This window comes from Winogradskyella sp. HaHa_3_26 (assembly GCF_019278425.1).
In the GTDB taxonomy this organism is placed as follows: domain Bacteria; phylum Bacteroidota; class Bacteroidia; order Flavobacteriales; family Flavobacteriaceae; genus Winogradskyella; species Winogradskyella undariae.
On sequence record NZ_CP058981.1, the window covers coordinates 3262410 to 3285559 of the forward strand.

23 protein-coding genes are annotated in these 23150 nt (G+C 31.2%); 6 read left to right on the forward strand and 17 right to left on the reverse strand.

From position 1 onward, the window contains the following. The first annotated feature begins 1 nt into the window (after position 1). Positions 2-1318 carry a UDP-N-acetylglucosamine 1-carboxyvinyltransferase gene (murA, locus tag H0I32_RS14065; RefSeq protein WP_179314384.1) on the forward strand — a complete coding sequence of 439 codons (1317 nt, stop codon included), beginning with the start codon at positions 2-4 and terminating at the stop codon, positions 1316-1318. A gap of 214 nt (positions 1319-1532) precedes the next feature. Here murA and H0I32_RS14070 read toward each other — a convergent pair whose 3' ends face one another. The 17 genes from H0I32_RS14070 to H0I32_RS14150 all read right to left on the reverse strand — a co-directional run bounded on the left by H0I32_RS14070 (position 1533) and on the right by H0I32_RS14150 (position 18943). Beyond that, positions 1533-2837 carry a cryptochrome/photolyase family protein gene (locus H0I32_RS14070; protein WP_179314383.1) on the reverse strand — a complete coding sequence of 435 codons (1305 nt, stop codon included), beginning with the start codon at positions 2835-2837 and terminating at the stop codon, positions 1533-1535. A gap of 27 nt (positions 2838-2864) precedes the next feature. Continuing rightward, positions 2865-3332 carry an SRPBCC family protein gene (locus H0I32_RS14075; RefSeq protein WP_173588476.1) on the reverse strand — a complete coding sequence of 156 codons (468 nt, stop codon included), beginning with the start codon at positions 3330-3332 and terminating at the stop codon, positions 2865-2867. 56 nt (positions 3333-3388) lie between these two features. Then, the gene (locus H0I32_RS14080; RefSeq protein ID WP_179314382.1) at positions 3389-3853 is read right to left on the reverse strand and encodes a TspO/MBR family protein; all 465 of its coding nucleotides are present in this window, start codon (positions 3851-3853) and stop codon (positions 3389-3391) included. Positions 3854-3859: 6 nt separating this feature from the next. Continuing rightward, positions 3860-4345 (reverse strand): glutathione peroxidase, encoded by a 486-nt coding sequence (locus H0I32_RS14085; protein WP_179314381.1) that lies wholly within the window; start codon positions 4343-4345, stop codon positions 3860-3862. A gap of 120 nt (positions 4346-4465) precedes the next feature. Beyond that, a complete protein-coding gene (locus H0I32_RS14090; protein ID WP_179314380.1) occupies positions 4466-4705 on the reverse strand; it encodes a DUF6095 family protein in 240 nt (79 codons plus the stop codon). Next, entirely contained in the window at positions 4689-5504 is an 816-nt protein-coding gene (gene murQ, locus H0I32_RS14095; protein WP_179314379.1) for an N-acetylmuramic acid 6-phosphate etherase, read from the reverse strand. Before murQ ends, H0I32_RS14090 begins: the two co-directional genes overlap by 17 nt. 204 nt (positions 5505-5708) lie before the next feature. Beyond that, the gene (locus tag H0I32_RS14100) at positions 5709-6524 is read right to left on the reverse strand and encodes a DUF4249 domain-containing protein (RefSeq protein ID WP_179314378.1); all 816 of its coding nucleotides are present in this window, start codon (positions 6522-6524) and stop codon (positions 5709-5711) included. A gap of 3 nt (positions 6525-6527) precedes the next feature. Then, entirely contained in the window at positions 6528-8903 is a 2376-nt protein-coding gene (locus H0I32_RS14105) for a TonB-dependent receptor (protein ID WP_179314377.1), read from the reverse strand. A 147-nt stretch (positions 8904-9050) separates the two neighbouring features. Next, positions 9051-11273, reverse strand: a complete 2223-nt coding sequence (locus H0I32_RS14110) for an NADP-dependent isocitrate dehydrogenase (protein ID WP_179314376.1) — start codon at positions 11271-11273, stop codon at positions 9051-9053. Between the two features lie 147 nt (positions 11274-11420). After that, a complete protein-coding gene (locus H0I32_RS14115; protein WP_173588484.1) occupies positions 11421-11996 on the reverse strand; it encodes a pentapeptide repeat-containing protein in 576 nt (191 codons plus the stop codon). 746 nt (positions 11997-12742) lie between these two features. Then, positions 12743-13093 (reverse strand): 50S ribosomal protein L19, encoded by a 351-nt coding sequence (gene rplS, locus H0I32_RS14120; protein WP_173588485.1) that lies wholly within the window; start codon positions 13091-13093, stop codon positions 12743-12745. A 147-nt stretch (positions 13094-13240) separates the two neighbouring features. Further along, positions 13241-13561 carry a hypothetical protein gene (locus tag H0I32_RS14125; RefSeq protein WP_173588486.1) on the reverse strand — a complete coding sequence of 107 codons (321 nt, stop codon included), beginning with the start codon at positions 13559-13561 and terminating at the stop codon, positions 13241-13243. Positions 13562-13579: 18 nt separating this feature from the next. After that, the gene (gene trmD, locus H0I32_RS14130; protein ID WP_173588487.1) at positions 13580-14257 is read right to left on the reverse strand and encodes a tRNA (guanosine(37)-N1)-methyltransferase TrmD; all 678 of its coding nucleotides are present in this window, start codon (positions 14255-14257) and stop codon (positions 13580-13582) included. A 99-nt stretch (positions 14258-14356) separates the two neighbouring features. Continuing rightward, positions 14357-14896: a menaquinone-dependent protoporphyrinogen IX dehydrogenase gene (gene hemG, locus H0I32_RS14135; protein ID WP_179314375.1), complete on the reverse strand. Its 540-nt coding sequence runs from the start codon at positions 14894-14896 to the stop codon at positions 14357-14359. A 216-nt stretch (positions 14897-15112) separates the two neighbouring features. Beyond that, a complete protein-coding gene (locus H0I32_RS14140) occupies positions 15113-15721 on the reverse strand; it encodes a tRNA (guanine-N1)-methyltransferase (RefSeq protein WP_179314374.1) in 609 nt (202 codons plus the stop codon). 225 nt (positions 15722-15946) lie between these two features. Beyond that, the gene (locus tag H0I32_RS14145; RefSeq protein WP_179314373.1) at positions 15947-17395 is read right to left on the reverse strand and encodes a glyceraldehyde-3-phosphate dehydrogenase; all 1449 of its coding nucleotides are present in this window, start codon (positions 17393-17395) and stop codon (positions 15947-15949) included. 138 nt (positions 17396-17533) lie between these two features. Continuing rightward, complete coding sequence (locus H0I32_RS14150; protein WP_179314372.1) at positions 17534-18943, reverse strand: trypsin-like peptidase domain-containing protein; 1410 nt, start codon at positions 18941-18943, stop codon at positions 17534-17536. Between the two features lie 177 nt (positions 18944-19120). On the opposite strand from H0I32_RS14150, the gene dapF reads away from it, so the two are divergent. The 5 genes from dapF (at position 19121) to H0I32_RS14175 (ending at position 23139) form a co-directional block, all read left to right on the forward strand. Beyond that, complete coding sequence (dapF, locus tag H0I32_RS14155) at positions 19121-19894, forward strand: diaminopimelate epimerase (protein WP_179314371.1); 774 nt, start codon at positions 19121-19123, stop codon at positions 19892-19894. Further along, positions 19888-20412, forward strand: a complete 525-nt coding sequence (locus H0I32_RS14160; protein ID WP_173588493.1) for a GNAT family N-acetyltransferase — start codon at positions 19888-19890, stop codon at positions 20410-20412. Before dapF ends, H0I32_RS14160 begins: the two co-directional genes overlap by 7 nt. 2 nt (positions 20413-20414) lie before the next feature. Continuing rightward, a complete protein-coding gene (gene mltG / locus H0I32_RS14165; RefSeq protein ID WP_179314370.1) occupies positions 20415-21458 on the forward strand; it encodes an endolytic transglycosylase MltG in 1044 nt (347 codons plus the stop codon). A 31-nt stretch (positions 21459-21489) separates the two neighbouring features. Beyond that, entirely contained in the window at positions 21490-22365 is an 876-nt protein-coding gene (locus H0I32_RS14170; RefSeq protein WP_256928773.1) for a DUF2279 domain-containing protein, read from the forward strand. 117 nt (positions 22366-22482) lie between these two features. Continuing rightward, positions 22483-23139 (forward strand): peptidoglycan-binding protein LysM, encoded by a 657-nt coding sequence (locus H0I32_RS14175; RefSeq protein ID WP_179314368.1) that lies wholly within the window; start codon positions 22483-22485, stop codon positions 23137-23139. Positions 23140-23150 lie beyond the last annotated feature (11 nt).

The window sequence follows — 23150 nt, forward strand, 5'->3', positions numbered from 1 at the left end:
CATGAGTACATTTAAAATTGAAGGAGGTCACCAACTTAAAGGTAAAATTCAACCTCAAGGAGCCAAAAATGAAGCTTTACAAATCTTATGTGCAGTGCTTTTAACTGCAGAAGAAATTAAGATAGATAACATTCCTGATATTATTGATGTTAATAAACTGATTGCTTTATTAAAAAAGTTAGGTGTAAAAATCAATAAACTAGACAAAGGATCTTATACATTTAAAGCAGATGAGGTTAATCTAAAATATTTAGAGTCAGCTGAATTTAAAGAAGATGGAAAAGGTTTAAGAGGTTCTATAATGATTGTAGGTCCTTTATTAGCACGTTTTGGTAAGGGATATATTCCAAAACCAGGAGGTGATAAAATAGGTCGTCGTCGTTTAGATACTCATTTTGAAGGATTCATTAATCTTGGAGCAAAATTTCGCTACAACAAAGAAGATTTATTTTATGGTGTAGAGGCAGATAAGCTTAAAGGGACTTACATGCTTTTAGATGAAGCATCTGTTACAGGGACTGCAAATATTGTTATGGCTGCAGTTTTAGCTGAAGGAATTACAACAATTTATAATGCGGCTTGCGAACCTTATTTACAACAACTTTGTAAAATGTTGAATCGTATGGGGGCCAAAATTTCAGGTGTTGGTTCTAATCTTTTAACAATTGAAGGTGTTGATCGTCTTGGTGGTACAGAGCATAGAATGTTGCCAGATATGATTGAGATTGGTAGCTGGATTGGTTTAGCTGCAATGACAAAAAGTGAATTAACAATTACTAACGTAAGTTGGGACGATTTAGGTGTAATACCAAGTGTTTTTAGAAAAATAGGAATTACGGTTGAACGTCGAGGTGATGATATTCATATCCCTGCTCATACAGATGGTTATGAAGTTCAAAGTTATATAGATGGTTCTATATTAACTATTTCAGATGCACCATGGCCAGGATTTACGCCAGATTTGTTAAGTATTGTATTAACGGTTTTAACGCAAGCAAGAGGAAGTGCTATTGTACACCAAAAAATGTTTGAAAGTCGTTTGTTCTTTGTCGATAAATTAATAGACATGGGAGCCAAAATCATACTTTGTGATCCGCATAGAGCAACAGTTATTGGTCATGATTTTAAGTCAACATTAAAAGCAACAACAATGACTTCTCCAGATATTAGAGCCGGAGTTTCTCTGCTAATTGCTGCATTATCTGCAAAAGGAACATCTATTATTCATAATATTGAACAAATTGATAGAGGTTACGAAAATATTGATGAACGCTTAAGAGCTATTGGAGCCAAAATAGAACGTGTGGAAGGAAACTAGAAAAAAATATAAAATCATAATAAGCTTCAGGTATTAACTTGAAGCTTTTTTTTTTGCTTAGAATTGAAAAATAAAAAAGCTCTGAAATTAAACAGAGCTTTTAAAAATTGTTGTTTTATATTGTTATTTAGCTAAGACATTTATTGTCTTATTTATAGAGGTAGTGAATTTATCATTTTTTAATGGAATAAAAAATTAAATAACCAAAAATATGTTAATTTAGTGCGGTTTTATAAGTTTTTAAGCATCGCTCTCTAGCTTCTTTGTGATCTACCATTGGCTGTGGATACGTTAGTTCTTGGTAATCTGGAACCCATTTTTTTAGATATTCATGCTTTTTATCAAATTTCTGAATTTGAGTTGTAGGATTAAAAATTCTAAAATAAGGAGCTGCATCTACACCACAACCAGCAACCCATTGCCAATTACCAACATTACTTGCCATATCGTAATCGTGTAGCTTTTCTGCAAAATACGCTTCTCCTAAACGCCAGTCCATTAATAAGTGTTTACAGAGAAAACTACCAACAAGCATGCGTATTCTGTTGTGCATAAAACCAGTTTCATTAAGTTGGCGCATCCCTGCATCTACTAAAGGATAACCGGTTTGTCCTTGGCACCACTTTTTAAATTCTTCTTCATTGTAACGCCATTCAATACGGTCGTATTTGGGTTTAAAAGCTTGGTTTACCGTATGTGGAAAATGCCAAAGTATTTGTGTGAAAAACTCACGCCAAATAAGTTCTTGCCAAAATATTTCATTGGTTTCTGCAATGGCTTTTTTTACCATTTTTCGGATACTTACAGTTCCAAACCTTAAATGTGGACCTAATTTAGACGTAGAATCTTTTGCTGGGAAATCTCTAGTTTCCTCGTAATTCTGAATTAAATGAGGTGTAACTTCAAACGGTTCTATCTTTTGGTTAGAGGTTTCAAATCCTATGTCTGATAAACTTAAATTAGGTAATTTATCATTTTTAATTAAACGATCTAAATAAGGATTGGTATCAAATATTTCTAAATCTATAGTTTTAAACTTCGCTTTCCATGTTTTCATATAAGGTGTGTAAACCAAATATGGATTGCCATCTTTTTTTACAACGTCATCTTTTTCAAAAATAACATGGTCTTTATAAGTTTTAAATTCTATTCCTTGTTCGTCTAATAAGGATTTAATATGATTATCTCGCTCTTTTGCATAGGGTTCATAATCATGATTAGTATAGACTGTATTAATATTATAATCTTTGATTAATTGCTTATGAATAGCTTCTGGTTTACCATGATAAAGCGCTAAACTGCTGCCATATTTATCTTGTAGAGTTTGTCTTATATTTTGAAGTGTTTCATAAATAAAAGTAACGCGAGCGTCATTTTTTGGCAAGTGATCTAGTATTTCTGAATCGAATATAAAAATAGGTAATACTGGGAAATCGCTTTTTAACGCTTCAAAAAAACCGTGATTATCGTCTAGTCTTAAGTCGCGTCTAAACCAAAAAATATTTACTTTTTTACTCATATAAATTCCGCTTTATGAATTGAATTTTTACCCTTCGTATTTACCAAACAATTCTTCTAATTTTTTGGTTCTATAATTAAATATTTCTTCTAATTTAGGTTTAACCAATATGGGATGAACGAGTTGTCCTAAAATTCCCATAGGAACTTTGTAATCTATGATGTCTTCCATTTCAACACCACCTTCAATTTCTTTAATAAAATGCTTATGGTGCCAAAGCGCATAAGGTCCAAAACGCTGCTCGTCTACAAAATATTCATGGTCTTTAACATGTGTTATTTCTGTGACCCATTTTGTTTTAATGCCTAACACAGGTGTAACTATATATTGGATAATTTGACCTGAAAACATAGGTCTATCTGCACCAGAAAGGATATGAAAGCCCATATAATCTGGAGTTATTGTTTTTAAGTTTTCTGGACTTGAAAGAAATTCCCACGCCTGATCAACGGTGATTGGTAATTTTTGTTTTTTATGTAAGGTGTATATTTTCATGGTGATTTTATTTCATTATACGCCTAATATCTGTTTAGTTAAGCGGTGTTTAGAGGCTAGTTATTAAAAAGAACATAACCATTTAATGATGTTGCAATACAGAGCCAAATGATGTATGGCAGTAATAGATATTTTATATATCGTAGTTTGTCATCTCCAAAAGTGATAAATAAATAGATGATGACTAAGGTTAGTAAAATGATATTTATGAATGCAAATGTTGTTAAATGTTGGTTGAAAAAGAGGTAATTCCAACTCACATTTAAAAGTACTGCTATGGAGTAAATAGTCATAACAAATTTTGAATGTCTAATGGAAAATAAAAAGCTTAAATAAATTGAAAAACAAAGCATAATTAATGTCCAAGCCGCTCCAAAAACCCATCCAGGTGGCATCCATGGTGCTTTATTGAGGTTAGAATACCATTCTCCGGTAACTGCGTCTCCCATAAACCAACTGCCAAGAGCTAATCCGCCAAAATTGATAATTAAGAATAATAAAAAGCTATATATTTTTTTCACAATAGTTTAATTTAGATATTTTGTAATTCGAGAACTCAAAGGGTTTGTGATAGAATAAAAATAATTTAAAAATTCACCTTTCTCGTCAATAAGATATTTTTGAAAATTCCATTTAACTGTAGAATTTTGCTTTCCGTTGCTATTTTTATCTGTTAACCATTTATAAAGTGGATGTTGATTTTTTCCTTTGACTTCAATTTTTTCAGTAATTAAAAAGGTGACTCCATAATTAACTTTACAAAATTCTTGTATTTCACTCGAGTTTCCGGGTTCTTGTTTTCCAAACTGATTACAAGGAAGACCTATAATTACTAACGTATCATTATATATATCTTGTAGTTTTTGTAAATCCTTGTATTGCGCTGTAAATCCGCATTTAGATGCAACATTAACAAACAGTATTTTTTTTCCTTTAAATTGTAGTAAATCTATCGGGTTTCCTTGTAAACTGTTAATCTTTATATTGTATATGTTTTTTATAGCAGACGACATATGATTTTATATCTAGTATTATAAAGATAATTATTTTTGTATGCTGTAAGTAAGACTTTAACATAACGCTAATTAAGAAAAATGCGGTTGTTGGCAGATTATGATTTGTGCTAACAATAATTATTTCTTTTTCTTAAAGATACTATCTAATACGGTGTTAATTCCTAAAAACAAAAAAAATATGGCTCCAATACAAAGTATAAAAGCAATGATAAGCAATGGGATATAAAGTGGTTTTTCACTGTTGGATAATGCTAAATGTAACAATGTTGGGCCGGCAAACATAAGACCTAAACAGATTGCTAATCGTTTTAAGCCTTTTGCTAAAATGTCTCTGTCTGTACTATGATCTTCTTCCATGAGTAATACTATCTCTAACGTTTTTGTGTTGACTTAATAATGTGGATGCTTCTGATTCTGAAATGTTAAGTTCGTTCATTATCATTTGCTTAGCTCTATTAACTAATTTGTCGTTACTAAGCTGCATATCTACCATTTTGTTTCCTTTTACCTTTCCTAATTGAATCATTACTGTTGTAGTAATCATATTAAGAACTAGTTTTTGGGCCGTACCAGCTTTCATTCTTGAACTTCCTGTTAGGAATTCTGGACCTACTATAACTTCGATAGGAAATTGAGCTGTTAAAGATAAAGGACTGTTTTGGTTACATGTAATACAGCCTGTTATAATATTTTTTGCGTTACATGTTTCTAAAGCACTAATAACATAAGGAGTGGTACCAGAAGCAGCAATACCGATAACGACATCTTTTTCTGAAATTTTATATGCTTCTAAGTCTTTCCAGCCTTGAGTGGTTGAATCTTCTGCATTTTCTACTGCTTTTCTTATGGCTTTGTCTCCGCCAGCTATAATTCCTACCACTAAATCATGTGAAACTCCGAAAGTAGGAGGGCATTCTGAGGCATCTAAAATTCCTAAACGTCCACTCGTACCAGCTCCCATATAGAAAAGGCGACCTCCTTCTTTTAATTTATTAACGATTTGAAGAATAAGAGCTTCTATTTGTGGTAATGCTTTTTCTACAGCTAATGGAACACTTTGGTCTTCTTTATTTATAGAATGTATAATCTCGTTAATAGACATATTTTCGAGATTATTATAATTTGAGTCTTGTTCTGTTGTTTTTATAAAATTCATGCCTTAAAGGTAAGAAATAATTTTGGCGGATAGGCTGCATTAGTGGTAGTAACGGCATCCTTTTTACAAAATAAAATATGTGGTTGGCACTACTGTATAATCTATACATAGACAAACTATTTTTAATAGCGACTAAGTAATTTGTAAAAAGATATAGTGGATGACACGACCCACCCTAAGGTGGGTAATGCCCTAAAAAATAATTTATTCTACCGTATAAATAACTTCATCTACTTCTGACAATCTGAAATAACCATAAGGGTAATTATCAGGGTTGGTTGTATTAATACAATTTCCGCGTACCGTTGCGGGCTGTGTTTGAAAAGGTCCTCCGCCAGAATCTCCTCCTTGTTGTAGCAGAATGTACATGAAATTGTAAAACTGACTAGAGATGCCATAATTTCTTATGGTTACAATATCTCCGGATTCTAAATCTTCTTCTGTGTAAAAGCCGAAAATTTGATTACCATCTGTAAAAGTATCATCATTAACATTTAAGTCTGGAACGACTGGGATATCACTAATAAATTCAAATAAATAATAATTATCAATTTCAGCAGGGTCGGTATAATAGGCTTTAAGCTCTATATCGTCACCCGAAAATCCTCCTTCATTATTTTGTTCTATATAATCTATAGGAACTACGGCTGTTAAAGTCTCGGTTGCAGTATAAGTTTCACCGTTGTAATTTATAGTTAAGGTATAAACGTCATCTATTGTTGGGATGAAAGTACTGTTATTGTAAATGCCTGTATTGTCTGTTTCTATAAAATTGAACGTGTTGCCAGAGGTGTCTGAAATCTGTATGGTTGCACCGTTTGCAGGAGGGACTGTTTCGTCGAAAAAAGGTGCTGACAAAGTTAGCTTTATACTTTGTTCGTTACCTGTGGTGCCTTTAAAATAGTTGATAGATGCTTCTATAACCAATCTAGGTTCTGCAGTATTTAAATCGACGTCAATGACATCTTCGCAATTAGTAAAAAGGATTAAAATGAGACTTATATATAGTAATCTTTTCATGGTTTAAAATTTGAAATTATAAGAAAATGATGGCACGACACCAAAAATAGATAAGCGTGTAGCTTCATTAGTGCCTGAGTTTCTGTTTTCGCTAAAGGAAATACTTGCAGCATTTTTTCTGTTATAGACGTTGTATAATCCGAATACCCATTCGCCTTTAAAGTTCTTTGTGCTTTCTGGATTTGGGTTGTAATTAACAGCTAAATCTAAACGGTGATAGGAGGTAAGCCTGCTAGAATTTCGGGTTTCATAAGTTGGAATAATGATATCGTTATATTGATATTGTCCGTTTGGATAAGTGCTTGGTTGCCCAGTTTGAAAAATAAAATTAGAACTAAATGACCATTTTTTGTTTAACTCATAACTGCCTGTAATAGAAATATCATGTGTTTTATCGTAAGGTGTGTTGTACCATTGTCCGTTGTTAATTCCAGTTTCAATGGCTGTTCTTCCAGGTGTTCTTTGTTCTGATTTTGATAATGTGTAAGCAACCCAACCTGTAAACTTGCCTTCATTTTTTTTGAAAAGAACCTCTAAACCATAAGCGCGCCCTTCACCATTAAGAATCACTTGTTCTATAGCGTCGTTTGCAATTAAATCGGCACCATCAATGTAATCAATTCGATTTTCTATGGTTTTATAAAAACTTTCGACTTCTAAGGAATAAGCATTGTTATTGAATGTTCTAAAATACCCTAAAGCAACTTGATCTAATAACTGGGGTTTAATGTATTTTCCACTTGGAGCCCAAACATCTAAAGGAGTTGGTGAGCTTGTGTTAGATAGTAAATGTAAATATTGACTCATACGATTATAACTTGCTTTTACCGAAGATTTGTTATTTAATTGATAAGCAATAGCTAAACGAGGCTCAAGGTTTGCAAAAGATTCTATAACATCATTTTTACTAAAAGTCTCTGTACCTATAGGATCTGCTTTTTCGTAAATGCCAAAAGTTTCATTAAATATTAATGGACTATCGTTTTCATATACATTTAATTCATCTTGCCCTAATCGATGAAACATACTTAATCTGGCGCCGTAACTAACCGATAATTTATCACTTATTTTATGTTCTGCATCTATGTAAATGGCATTTTCGAATGCATATTTATCAATAAGTTTATATGGGTTAATACCCGAATCGTCATTAATAGGTTGAATATCTCCTGGGTTAAATTTGTAATACATACTATTTAAACCATATTCTAGTTTAAAATCATTACTGATGTAATGTTTGAAGTCGTATTTAAGGTTGACGTTTTTTATACCTGAAACCCAGTCAAAGCCAACGAAATCTAATTTTAATCCGTAGTAATAGTCTGAATAAATAAGTGATAAATTTGAAAATATTTTGTCTGAATAAAGATGATTCCACCTAAAGTTAACTACTGAATTTCCGAATGTATTCTCGAAAGTGTCAGAAAACTTAAAAACATCACGGCCAAAATAACCCGAAAGATAAATGTTATTATTATCGTTTATGTTGTAACTTAATTTTGTGTTGACATCATAGAAATAAGCAATATTATCTAAGTCAAAAAGGGGGAGGAAAAGATGTGCATAACTGCTACGGCCACCTATTAAAAAGGAACCTTTGTCTTTTTTAATTGGACCTTCAGCTAATAGACGGCTAGATATAAGTCCGATTCCACCATTCATATGAAAAGACTTGCTATTCCCTTCTTTCTGATAAATATCTAGGACAGAAGATATACGGCCACCGTATTTAGAAGGTATTCCGCCTTTATATAATTTAATGTCTTTTATAGCATCAGGGTTAAAAACCGAAAAGAACCCAAAAAGGTGAGACGAATTAAAAATTGTAGCCTCATCTAAAAGAATAAGATTTTGATCAGCAGCACCACCTCTAACATTAAAGCCTGAAGAGCCTTCGCCAGCATTGGTAACACCAGGTAAAAGGGTAATAGATTTTATAACATCGACTTCTCCTAAAACAACAGGCATGTTCTTTATCGTTTTTATGGATAAAGAATTGACGCTCATTTGCGGTTTTTTTATGTTTAATCTTTCAATATTATCAGTAATAACAACTTCATCTAAACTTTCAGTAGTTTCGTCAAGTTTATAGTTTTTTGTAAGGTTGTCATCAAGGATTAACGTTTCGGAAATTGTTTTAAATCCTAAGTAACTTATTTTAATGTTATAGGTTCCGGCAGGTAATGTAATAGAGTAGAAGCCGTACTCGTTGGTAACAGTTCCGGTTTGTTGCTCGGGAATAATGACATTAACACCAATAAGTGTTTCGTTACTTTGGTTATCTGCTATTGTACCGCTAAGAGTGAAATTTTCTTGAGCTTGAAGTAGAATAGGGAAGAGTAAAAAAAGATAAAGGATTCTTTTGAGAACTAATATCATAATTTATGAATGATCTAATTGATTGATGGGGTATTTTACGTTTGACGATTGACGTAACTGTTTGTTACATGAAATAAAGAATAAATATAATAAATAAAAAAAGCTTCCCGAAGGAAGCTTTTTAGTATATCAATATTATAATATTAATTATGCATTTATGATAGCATTAAAAGCTTTACTTGGACGCATAGCATTAGAAATCAAATCTTCATTTGGAAGATAATATCCTTCTATATCAACAGACTCACCTTGACAATCAATAAGTTCTTTAACAATCTCTTCTTCTTTAGAAGATAAAGCATTGAAGATACTTGTAAATTCAGCTTTTAAATCAGCATCTTTATCTTGGTTTGCTAAAGCTTCTGCCCAGTAAAGTGCTAAATAAAAATGACTTCCTCTGTTGTCTAATTCATTCACTTTTCTTGAAGGTCCTTTTCTGTTTTCTAATAATTTATCAGAAGCATCATCTAAAGTTTTACCTAAAATACTCGCTTTATCATTAGAGTTTACTTGAGAAAAATGTTCTAAAGAAACAGCTAACGCTAAAAATTCACCTAAAGAATCCCAACGTAAATGGTCTTCAGCAAGGAATTGTTGAACATGCTTAGGTGCAGATCCACCAGCTCCAGTTTCAAATAATCCACCACCATTCATTAATGGCACAATAGATAACATTTTTGCACTTGTACCAACTTCTAAAATTGGAAATAAATCTGTTAAGTAATCTCTAAGTACGTTACCTGTTACAGAAATAGTATCTTTTCCTTCTTTAATTCTTTTTAATGTAAAATTAGTTGCATCAACTAAAGAAAGAATTCTAATATCTAAACCTTCAGTATCATGATCTTTAAGGTATAAGTTTACTTTTTTAATTAATTCAGCATCATGTGCTCTTTTCTTATCTAACCAGAAAACAGCAGGTGTCTGTGAAGCTCTTGCTCTTGTAACGGCAAGTTTTACCCAGTCTTGGATTGGTGCATCTTTAGCTTGGCACATTCTCCAAATATCACCTTCTTCTACTTTATGAGTTAAAAGCACTTTACCATCAGCATCAATAACTTCTACTTTTCCTTTAGAAGCAATCTCGAAAGTTTTATCGTGAGAACCATATTCTTCAGCTTTTTGAGCCATAAGTCCTACGTTTGGTACAGTTCCCATTGTTGTTGGATCGAAAGCACCATTCTTTTTACAGAAATCGATTGTTGCACTGTAAACACCAGCATAACTACTGTCTGGTATTACTGCTTTAGTATCTTGTTGTTTCCCTTCTGCATTCCACATCTGACCAGAAGTTCTAATCATTGCAGGCATTGAAGCATCAATTATAACATCACTAGGTACATGAAGATTTGTAATTCCTCTTTCAGAATTTACCATTGCAACATCTGCTCCATGAGTTAATGCAAAACGAATATCTTCTCTAATAATGTCTCTTTTTTCTTCTGGAAGTTCGCTTAATTTTTCAAGTAAGTTACCAAATCCATTGTTTACATCGACACCAATTTTTTCAAAAGTTTTCCCATGTTTTTTGAATAAATCATCAAAGAATACACGTACAGCATGACCAAAAATGATAGGGTCTGACACCTTCATCATGGTTGCTTTCATGTGTAAAGAAAACAAAACACTTTTATCTAAAGCATCTTCTACTTGTTCTTCTAAAAATTCAATTAAGGCTTTTTTACTCATTATCGTTGCATCGATAATTTCACCTTTTAATAAACCTAAATCACTTTTTAAGTTTGTTTTATTTCCTTTAGCGTCTGTATGTACAATGTTAATTGAAGTCGCTTCGTCTAAAGTTACAGATTTCTCATTATGAGCAAAATCTCCTTTAGACATTGTTGAAACATGTGTTTTAGAATTTGGAGACCAAGCCCCCATACTATGTGGGTTTTTCTTAGCGTAATTTTTAACAGCTTTTGGAGCACGTCTGTCAGAGTTTCCTTCTCTAAGTACTGGGTTTACAGCACTTCCTTTAATTTTATTGTAACGCGATTTAATTTCTTTTTCCGCATCGTCTTTTGGCTCATCTGGGTAACTAGGGATTTTAAATCCTTTAGCTTGTAATTCTTCAATTGCAGCAATAAGTTGTGGTACTGATGCACTGATATTTGGTAATTTTATAATGTTTGCTTCAGGTTTTTTAGCTAATTCGCCTAATTCTGCTAAAGCATCTGTTACTTTTTGATCGTCTGTTAAAAAATCAGGAAAAGTAGCTAAAATTCTAGCTGCTAATGATATATCTTTTGTTTCTATAACAATACCTGAAGACTTTGTAAATGCTTCCACAATCGGTAAAAATGAACGTGTTGCTAAAGCTGGTGCTTCATCCGTTTTTGTATAAACAATCTTTGCTGTTTTCGTCATAAGTCTTGATAATAAAAATGAATATAATTGTGCTCGAAATTGAGCTGAGCAAATATACGAAAACGTTTGATTTTTACACGTATAAGATTGTTACTTAAGAGTGTTTAATTTTATGAAATTAGCAAATAAACTCTTAAAATATTAAATTTAGTCTTTTATCTTAATATTATAGCTGTATAATAAACCTGAGATATTTTCTTTAGAAAAAGAAGCTTGTTTTACTTGATTTGTTGAAGGATTAATAGCAAAATTAAAAGCCGTTGAGAAATCTGATTGTACAATATTTGTTAATTGAAATATAGATTGTTTTAGATCACAATCATTAAAAACGACTTGTTTAGCTTCACATTCTGTAAAATCTACTTGTTGCATTGTACAAGAGTTAAACTTAGTATGGTTTATTTTTAATTGATAAAAGCTACTTAGATTTAGAATGCAATTGGTAAAATTAAAGGATAACAAAAAAGTGTTACAGTTTTGAAATAGAACGCCCATAATCTTACAACCCTTAAAAGTTATAGCGCTAAAAGTGGTGTTCATTACGTTGGCATTACTAAAATTGCAGTCTGTAAAATCGCATTCTAAAAAAGTGATATTTGAAAGGTCTGAATTTTCAAAATTACAATTAGTAAATGTACAATCTGTGTATTCTGTTTTTGGCAAGGTTTTTTTTGTATAATCTATTGCCTTAAAATGCTGTTCGTCTATGGGAGGTAGATTCATATTACAAGAATACGAAAACAATTTGGTAAGTAAACTTAGTAGGTTATGTGAATTTACTAGGATATTATTCTAACATCAATTTGCAATATATTAAAAACAAAAAGCCATATCACTCAGAAATATCTGTGTTATATGGCTTTTTTAGAAACAGTACTTACAAAACCTTGTAGCTTTTGCTATTTCAGTTGTATGGACAATGTCATAAACCTTTTTGGTTCAAGAGTTTCTGTTTCCAATTCGAAACATTTCATATCTTTCAAAATGTATTGACTTGATATGACTTTGTTTCTTAGGTTTGTTTTTCTTGATGCAGTATCTATGTTATTCAACTAAATAAATATTAGAATAAAGCATTGCTCATTTTTAGTGTTTATTTTCACTCACGCTAAATTTTCTGAGCTTTCCACCTTAATAATATACTAGTTAAAAAAGCATGTTATTATTAAGTTTCATGGTCTATTGCTAAAATACTTGCTTACGCAACTGCAATGTAACCTCTAAAAACAACCTCAATACATAAAGAACGAATCTTCGATAACAATTAAATACTAATTAGAACAATTATTAAAAACCAATCAGTTCATGTTTTTAATTGTTATACTAATTTACATAAATTTTATAGATTTCTTTGTTTTTTTAACATTTTATATATCAATAGTTTATGAACTGTACTTATTAACAAAAGTTAATAACCCAAAAAAGCCTTCTTTTCAGAAGGCTTTTTTATTGTAATATATAAGTTGGAATTATCTTCTAACTTCTTTGATTCTTGCTTTTTTACCAGTAAGACCTCTAAAGTAGAAAATTCTAGCTCTACGTACTTTTCCACGTTTGTTAACTTCTACTTTTTGTAAAGCAGGTAAGTTAACTGGGAAGATACGCTCTACTCCAATTGTTCCAGACATTTTACGGATTGTAAACGTTTCAGAAGATCCACTTCCTTTACGTTGTAATACAACACCTCTAAAAAACTGTGTACGTACTTTTTCACCTTCTCTAATTTCGTAGTATACTGTGATTGTATCACCAGCACTAAATTCTGGAAAGTCTTTACGGGTTACAAATTCGTCTTGTACAAATTTTATTAAAGAACTCATTTTATTTTATTTATAATAGTTTGATTTAAAGCAACATTCACGGTTCTCGCCAGAGGTTGGTCTAAATTGGTTTGCAAAAGTAATGATATTTATAATATAGACAATACTTTAGTGCATTATTTTTAAAATGATAAGACAATTACAACCTCATGGTTTCTTTTTTGAAAACTCTGTTATAGCAAGGATTGTTAATCCTACAGTAAATATTAAATAAGATAAACTCTGAATGATGTTAGAAACACCTTGTAACAGTAATAAAGTATCCATATTCCCTCTGCTTGCAAAAACGTTAAGAATTATATTTCCGATGTAAGTAACAAATACTAAGATAGTACCTATTAAAATGATCCATGTTGCTAGAGTCTTCTTCTTTATAAAAAGAATAATTGAGGCCATTAATATAATAAGAGTTGAAAAAACACTAATAATTGAACCTATTGTAAAAAGCATTTCAGTAGAACTAAGCATTCTATATAAATTTAGTAATTAATCTTCTAAAAGGTCTGGTCGTCTTTCTAAAGTTCTTTTATAAGCTTGTTCTTCTCTCCACTTTTCAATTTTAGGAAAATTTCCACTAAATAATACTTCAGGAACTTTCATTCCATCATATTCTCTAGGTTTTGTATAAATTGGTGGTGCTAATAAATTATCTTGAAAAGAATCAGTTAGGGCAGAAGTTTCATTTCCTAAAACACCAGGAATTAATCTAATTACTGCATCACATAAAACAGCAGCGCCTAATTCACCTCCAGATAACACATAATCTCCGATAGATATTTCGCGAGTTATAAATTTATCGCGTACACGCTGATCTACTCCTTTATAATGTCCGCATAAAATAAGAATGTTTTCTTTTAAAGACGTTTGGTTCGCTATACTTTGGTTAAGCTGCTCACCATCTGGCGTCATATAGATAAGCTCGTCGTAATGACGTTCTTTTTGTAGTTTAGAAATACATTTATCTATAGGCTCTATAGTCATTACCATACCTGCACCTCCTCCAAATTGAGTGTCGTCAACAGATTTGTAACCACCAGTAGCGTAATCTCTTAAATTATGAAAGTGTACTTCCACTAGACCTGCTTCAATAGCACGTTTTAAGATTGATGCTTCAAACGGACTTTTTAAAAGTTCTGGTAATACAGTGATAATATCTATACGCATAATTCAATTATATAAGGATGCGAAGATATATAATTGGTGCGATTAATATCTCTATATTTTATAGAGATTGTTTAAAGTGTCTGTATTATAGGCTTCTTGTTATTTTGTTTCAAGACTTTTTTGGATTCTTAATCCAAAATCATCTACTTTTTTCCAATTTGTGTATTCTATAGGTTGGACAGATTTTGTGGGACCCCCAGTTAATTTCATGATTAATTTAATCATTAATCGATCAATTAAAGGATATGATTTATAATCTAATTTCCCTGCAAATACTTCTAAAATATCGGGTTTCCAATCAATAGTGTTTAAAAACTTAATAAGATAAGGGTTTGTATTAGCAGAATTTTTATCTTCTTTTCTTGCAACAAGGTTAACAGAGAAAAAAGCTGTCGTTATTTGATTGAGAATTATTATGTTTTTCTGTATAAATTCATAGACTTTTTTATGGTGCTTACCATATCTAATACTTGCCCCAATTATTAACGTATGGAACTCTAATATATCTTCATTAAAAGTTTCAATTGAATACAGTTCAACTTCAATTTTTTGATTATTAAAATGAGCGCATAATTTTTCGCAAATCTTTTTGGTTTGTCCATCAACAGATGAATAAATTATTCCAATTTTTTGTGTCATAATATTAATTTACTCAGTAGATGTTTTATATAAAATGAGAGATATTATATTGAGGGGATCTATGATTCATATAATAGATAAAAATAATCGTTTTTTTAGATATTGTGAATTTATAAAGCTTAAAAAATGGAAGTAAAATTACCTAAAGAATAAATTTTTGGCACAAAAAAAATCCGCAATTCAATTGCGGATTTAAATTTTGATTTAAGAAGCTTATTAAGATTTATGCTTATTTAATTCATCTTGTAATTGGCGTCTTACTTTTTGTTCTCTTTCTAATGCATTACGTCTGTGTTCTTCAAATTCAGTTTCTACTTCTGTAAGTTTAAATTTCGCTTCACGCGTAGCAGAATTACTTCCCTTAAACTTATAAATAAATAATAATAATAAAGCTAGAAGTCCACCAATAATGGCCCACATTAAAACTTTATAACTCGCTTTATTGGTTTGTATTCCAAATAAAGAAATATTATCTTTTTCGTCATTAGTAGCGTTTAATGTAGATTCTGTATTTGATAGATTAGATTTTAGATTTTCAATTTCATCAGCTTGTTTAGTAACTACAGCTTGTGTATCTGTTAAATCTTTATGTACTGCTTTTAATGAATCTAGCACATGAGCCTTTAGTGAGAATAACCAAGTTCTTTTAACAACTTTATATTCTTGAAATTTTCCAGATTTTTGAATAACGTATTCAAATTGGTTGTCAATTGTACCACTATTAAGAGATAATTTTTCATCTTGATCATCATCTGTTTGTGCAGATATTGAGGGTAAATTAAGTGTAACTAAAAGAATAAAAGCAAGTTTGGTTAAGAATTTCATCTTAGGTTTAATTTATGGTTGTGTTAGTTTAAAAAAGTATGCCAAGATAATGATTTTATGAAGACTTCATATAACAATTATAAAAACAAATAGCCCTACATATTAGGTAAGGCTAATTATATACGATGCACAATTTAATTTAGATCTTAATTTTTTTTATTTTTTTTTTTTAAATTAAAGAACTTAAAAAAGCTCTAATAATAAATTAAAGAACTTAAAAAAGCTCTAATAATAAGAATAACGTCTAACCTTAGCAATATATTTTGCTAAACGAATAACTTGATGACTATAGCCGTATTCATTATCATACCATATATAGAGAATAGCATTTTTTCCATCTTTTCTAACTATCGTTGCTTTGCTGTCATAAATTGAAGGTGCAGAGCAGCCTACAATATCGCTAGAAACTAACTCATCGCTCATTTCATATTTAATTTGCTCAACTAAATCACCTTCTAAAGCATATTTTTTCATAATAGTATTGATGCTTTCTACTGAGGTTTCTTTTTCTAATTCTAAGTTAAGAATAGCTAAAGATCCATTTGGTACAGGAACTCTAATTGCATTAGACGTTAATTTACCTTCTAAAGAAGGAAGCGCTTTGCTGACTGCTTTACCAGCTCCGGTTTCTGTTATTACCATATTTAATGCAGCAGCACGACCGCGTCTGTATTTACCGTGAAAATTATCTACTAAATTTTGATCGTTAGTATAGGCGTGAATGGTTTCTAAATGTCCAGTTTTAATGCCGAAAGAATCCTCAATAACTTTTAAAACAGGTGTAATAGCATTAGTTGTACAAGACGCAGCTGAGAAAATCTGAACCTTATCAGGGTGGTGCTCTAAATGGTTAACACCATGTACAATATTTGGAATTCCTTTTGCAGGCGCAGTAATTAATACTTTTTCTACACCTTTAGATTTTAGGTGTTTGCTTAAAGCCTCTTTATCTCTAAACGCACCTGTATTATCGATAACTAGAGCATTATTAATTCCGTAATTAGTATAATCAATATCTTCTGGCGCATTTGCAGAAATAATTTTAACAGTTGTACCGTTTATAATTAGAGCAGAATTTTTAACATCGATATTTACAATTCCAGAAAAATCTCCGTGTACAGAATCATTTCTTAATAAAGAAGCTCGTTTTTCTAGAACAGTTTTATCAACAGTACCTCGAGTAACAATAGCTCTTAGTCTTAATTGTGTTCCTTTTCCTGTGCGCGTCATTAATTCTCTTGCAACCAAACGACCAATTCTACCAAATCCATAGAGAACAACATCTTTTGGCTCAATGCCTTTGTTATCTTTTGCATCTTTTAATTTAGAGGTAATAAAAGCTGTAGCATTACCATATTTTTGATCTTCTAAATGATATTCATAAGTTAACTTTCCGATATCTAATTTAGCAGGTGGTAAGTTTAAAGCGCTAATGGCTTGTGCAATTTCAACAGAATCGAAAATAGAAATAGGTTTTTGAACAAACTTCCCCGCATACTCGTGCAAGTTTAATATTTCGCTCACATTTCTATCAATTAATTGGTTTCTAAACAAGACCAATTCTATTGATTTATCATACCATAAATCGCTAACAATTTTAATAAATTCTACAGTTGCTCTGCGGCGATCGGCTTGAAATGCTAATTCTTTTTCGTAAATGGCATTAAATCCCATGTTTTCTTGGTTTAAGTGATTTAGATTTTGCGCAAAAATAGCATATTTCAAACGTTTTCGTAAATCCTTTTATCAAAAATAAAACCCCTTCAAAATCTAATATTTTGAAAGGGTTTTTTATAAAGTGAAGAGCTTTATTTATCTAAAATTGTATACTACTTTTTCTCCATTTTTATTGATTACTTCAATTTGAAGCGGTTCATTATAACGACGTGTTTTTATTGCTGTTTGAGCATCTTCAACATTGTATAATTTTTTACCATTTATTCGAGTAATTATACTTCCTTCTTCAACACCACTTCTAATCCAATTAGATTTGTAATTTTCATCTAATTCAGAAATTTTAACACCATATTCTGAGTCATAACGTTTTAAGTCTTTTTCTGATGGATTTTTAATAAGTCCAATTGTTGGTAAAGTGTAACTTGTAGGTTTTAATAATGTTACTGGCATAACTTCTTCATCACCATCTCTTAATAAAGTTACATTAACAACATCATCTGGACTTTTTGTTTTTAAATAGCCTGTTAAGTCAGAGAATTTATGGATTTTAACTTTATCAATTTTTTTAATAATGTCACCTTCTTTAATTCCTGCTTTATCAGCACCTGTATCTTCTTGTACATCACTAACATAAAAACCTTCAGTAATATCAGTTCCTAATTCTTTAGCAGCAGCACTATTTAAAGCCCCTCCAACAACTCCTAAAATACCATTTTGTACATTACCATATTCCATGATATCATTCACAATTTTACGCGCAATATTACTTGGTACAGCAAACGAATAACCAATATAAGATCCTGTTTGAGATGAAATAGCGGTATTAATTCCTATTAAATCACCATTAGTATTTACTAGAGCACCACCTGAATTTCCTGGGTTTACAGCGGCATCAGTTTGAATAAAAGATTGCATATTTTGCCCAGATAAATCTCTTGCTTTTGCACTAATAATACCAGCAGTAACAGTAGAGGTTAAGTTAAAAGGATTTCCTACGGCTAAAACCCATTCTCCAACTTTAGCATTATCAGAATCTCCAAATGCCATAAAAGGTAAATCTTCATCTGTTTCAATTTTTAATAAGGCAATGTCGGTTGTTTCATCAGTTCCAATTAATTCAGCGATATAAGACTTATTGTTGTTTAATGTAATACTAATCTCATTAGCATTTTTAATAACATGGTTGTTGGTTACAATGTAACCTGTTGGAGAAATAACGACTCCACTTCCTGTTCCTACTTGTGCATGTTGCGATTGTCTACCATAAAACAAATCTTGCATTGTAGTTGGAGAGGATATTACAGATGTATTTTTTACGTGAACAACGGCATCTAAAGATTTTTCTGCTGCGTTTACAAAATCTGGTGTAGCAACTTTACTTACATTAATAGAATTTGAATTATTAGTAGGTACAAATACAGGATAATCAGACGACTGATCAACGGATAAAAGTTGTGTGTCATTTTCGACAAAAAATTTGTAGCCACCTAAAGTTAATAGACCACCTAATGCAGAAACAAACACCAATGTTATAATCTTCTTCATAATTTTTCAGATTTAAGTTTAACTATTTAATTATTATTTATGTTTAATGAACGATTAAAATTAGAAATTTATTGATTTCGATTTTGATTTTAACGGGTTTTTAACGCCAAATTTAACGCCCTATTAACATCGCAAAATACAGACTAATATGCTTATATTTGTGCATTATTTTTACATATGACATTTTATAAATATCAAGGAACAGGGAACGATTTTGTAATTGTAGACAACCGTTTACAATTCATAAACAAAAAGGATACCAAACGTATAGCAACCATTTGCGATAGACGTTTTGGCATTGGAGCAGATGGTTTTATACTATTAGAAAATGATGAAAATGTAGACTTTAAAATGGTCTATTATAATGCAGATGGTAACGAAAGTACGATGTGTGGTAATGGTGGACGCTGTATTGTGGCTTTCGCTAAATTTTTAGGTATCATTGATAATGAAACTGAATTTATCGCTATTGACGGACTTCATAAAGCTAAAGTTGAAAATGGTTTGGTACATCTTCAAATGCAAAATGTTTCTGTAATTGAGTCATTTGATAATCATTTGTTTTTAGATACGGGATCTCCTCATCATGTAGAAATTGTTTCAGATTTAAAAACTTTTGAAGTAAAAGCTAATGGTGCTAAAATTAGATATGGCGAACCTTATAATGAAGCAGGAACTAATGTGAATTTTGTTACACAATTAGAGTCAGATTGTTTTGCAGTGAGAACTTACGAACGTGGCGTAGAAGACGAAACTTTATCTTGTGGTACAGGTGTAACAGCTGTGGCATTAGCAATGCATAAGAGTGAAAAAACTAAAGCTCAAATTGTAAATTTAGATACTGAAGGTGGTAAACTTAAAGTGTCTTTTAATAGCAGTGAAAATGGCTATAATAACATTTGGTTAGTTGGTCCTGCTGAGCAAGTTTTTAAAGGTGAATTTGTATGGTAAGCCTTAAAGGAACTGATATTTATTTAAGAGCATTAGAACCCGAAGATCTCGATTTTGTGTATAATATTGAAAATAACACAGCGCTTTGGTCGTTAAGTGATACACAAACACCTTATTCTAGATTTTTAATAAAGCAATATCTAGAAAATGCACAGCAAGATATTTTTGAAGCTAAACAATTAAGATTAGCAATTTGTGATCATAAACACAATACTATTGGATTAATTGATGTGTTTGATTTTGACATAAAAAATAAACGTGCAGGCATAGGTATCTTGATTCAAGATAAAGAAAATAGAAATCAAGGTTATGGTAAAGAAGCTTTAAAATTACTTGTAGATTATTGTTTTCAAACTTTACATTTACATCAAGTATATGCTAATATTTCGGAAAATAATTTAGCTAGTTTAAACTTATTTGAAGGTAATGGCTTTAAAATTATAGGATTAAAAAAAGATTGGAGTTTCGATGGTGAAAATTATACCAACGAGTATATTTTACAACAGATTAATAATTAACTATGTATATTAAAAAAGTTCTGTGGGCAGTAGCTCTTATTGGTTTAATGATTTTTGGTGGATTTGCTTATTATATTTATAATGCTATGTTTTCACCAAATACAAGTTTTGAAAACGAGGCAGCATATATTTTTGTGCCAACCAATGCTAATTATTCTATGGTTAGATCTCAGTTAGAACCACTTTTGGCAGATATTAATGCTTTTGATGCTTTAGCTAAACAGAAAAAATATACGTCAAATATAAAAGCAGGACGTTTTGCTATTTCTAAGGGGATGAATAATAATGATATTATTAATTCAATCCGAAGTAAAAATCTTCCTATTAAGATTGCATTTAATAATCAGCATAGTTTAAAAGACTTAGCAGGAAGAGTAAGTATGCAAATTGAAGCTGATAGTTTGTCTTTATTTAAAGCAATGTCTGATCAATCATTTTTATCTAAAAATGGTTTCTCTAAAGCTACAGCTTTAGGCATGTATCTACCAAATAGCTATGAGTTTTTCTGGAATACATCTGCCGAAACTTTTAGAGATAGAATGCTAACAGAATACAACCGTTTTTGGACAGAGGCAAGAAAGGCAAAAGCGGAAAAACTGAATTTAACACCAAATGAAGTGATCACTTTAGCTTCAATAGTTCATGAAGAATCTAAGCAAGCTGATGAACAACCAAGAGTTGCAGGTGTATATTTAAATAGACTTCGTATTGGTATGCCATTGCAGGCAGATCCTACTTTAAAGTTTGCAGCTTATCAATTGCCACAATATCAAAACACAATTATTAGACGTGTTTTAAATATTCATAAAGATATTGACTCTCCTTATAATACATATAAAAATTTAGGTTTGCCTCCAGGGCTAATTGCTATGCCAGATTTATCTGCTATAAAAGCGGTTTTAAATCCTGAATCTCATAGTTACCTTTATTTTGCGGCAGACGCAAAACGTTTAGGATATCATAAGTTCGCAAAAACATTAGGGCAACATAATAATAATGCAAGAGAATATCATAGATACTTGTCTTCTCAAGGAATTAACAAATAAGGTGAATCGTTTTTTTGGCTATATAGTTTTTTTGTTATTAGTCAGCAATTCGCTTTATTCACAATCTAAATTTAATCAGTTTTTAAAACCTAGTGACACCCTTAATAAATCGCGTAGAAATACGGTTTTTATTACTGAAGCTTCACTGGCGACCATCACATTGATTGGTTTAAATCAATTATGGTATGCAGATTATCCACGTTCTAATTTTAAAGTATTAAACGATAGTGAAGAGTGGTTACAGATGGATAAAATGGGACATATGTTTTCGTCTTATCAATTAGGTAGGCTTGGATCTAATACCTTAAAATGGGCAGGAGTCAGTAAAAAAGACCAATTAATTTATGGTTCTACATTAGGGTTTGGTTTTCTTACCGCTGTTGAAGTTTTGGATGGTTTTTCTGAAGAATGGGGATTCTCTTGGTCAGATATTGCAGCGAATACTTTAGGCTCAGGGTTACATATTGGCCAAGAATTACTTTGGGACGAACAACGTTTGGTTTTAAAGTACTCTTTTCATCAAACAGAATTTGCAAAACAGCGACCTAATAAATTAGGAAGTGGTATTACTGAAGAATTTCTTAAAGATTACAATGGACAAACTTATTGGTTAAGTGCAAACATTAATTCATTCTTAAAAACAGAAACAATTCCTAATTGGTTAAACTTAGCTTTTGGTTATGGAGCTGATGGAATGTTAACAGGAGAAGCTAATGATCCTTTGTTTTTAAATCAGAATAGAAAACGACAATATTATCTAAGTTTAGACATTGATTTAAGTCGAATTGAAACAAATTCTCACTTCTTAAAAACTTTATTTGACGTTTTTAATGTTATTAAGATCCCTTTTCCGACGATAGAAATGAACGACGATGGTCGGGTAAAGTGGCACTATATCTACTTTTAAGTTAAAAAATTAACACTTAATCGATTGATTTTCAGTAATTGAAAATATGTCGTATATTTGCACGCGAATTTTGCGAGAGGGTTTTTTTAACAATCTTGCTATTAAAATTTAGCTGTTATGATTAAAAATAGCGTTAAGAATATTTTATTACCATTTTCAATTTGTTTACTTATGGCTTTGGCCTTGTATCCAGATTCTGCATTAAATCCTGATATCTATTCTACAGAAGGACTAGATTTAGATTTTACTGTTTCAGAAAATTTAGTGGCAGTGACTAAAGAACATTCTGTAAAACCTAATGTGTTTACTCCATATTTAGGAAAATCATTTGAAGGCTTTAAAGAAGCTTTAGCTTTTAAAGAATCTAGAGGAGATTATTTTACAGTAAACACTTTAGGATATTTAGGGAAGTATCAATTTGGTGCAGAAACCTTAAAAGTGATAGGGATATATGATCCTAATCAATTTTTATATAATCCAGAATTACAAGAAAAAGCATTTATAGCAAATGCAGAACGTAACAAGTGGGTACTTAGAAAAGATATTACACGTTTTGAAGGTAAAAAAATTGGAGGTGTTAAGATTACTGAATCTGGTATTTTAGCAGCAGCACATTTAGCTGGACCAGGAAGTGTAAAGAAATTTTTAAGAAGTTATGGTGTTCAAAACTTTTCTGATGCCTACGGTTCTTCTGTAAAATATTATATGAAGAAGTTTTCTGGTTATGATACTTCAATGATTGCACCAGACAAAAAAGCACGAGTAATGCTTTAAGTATTGTCTGT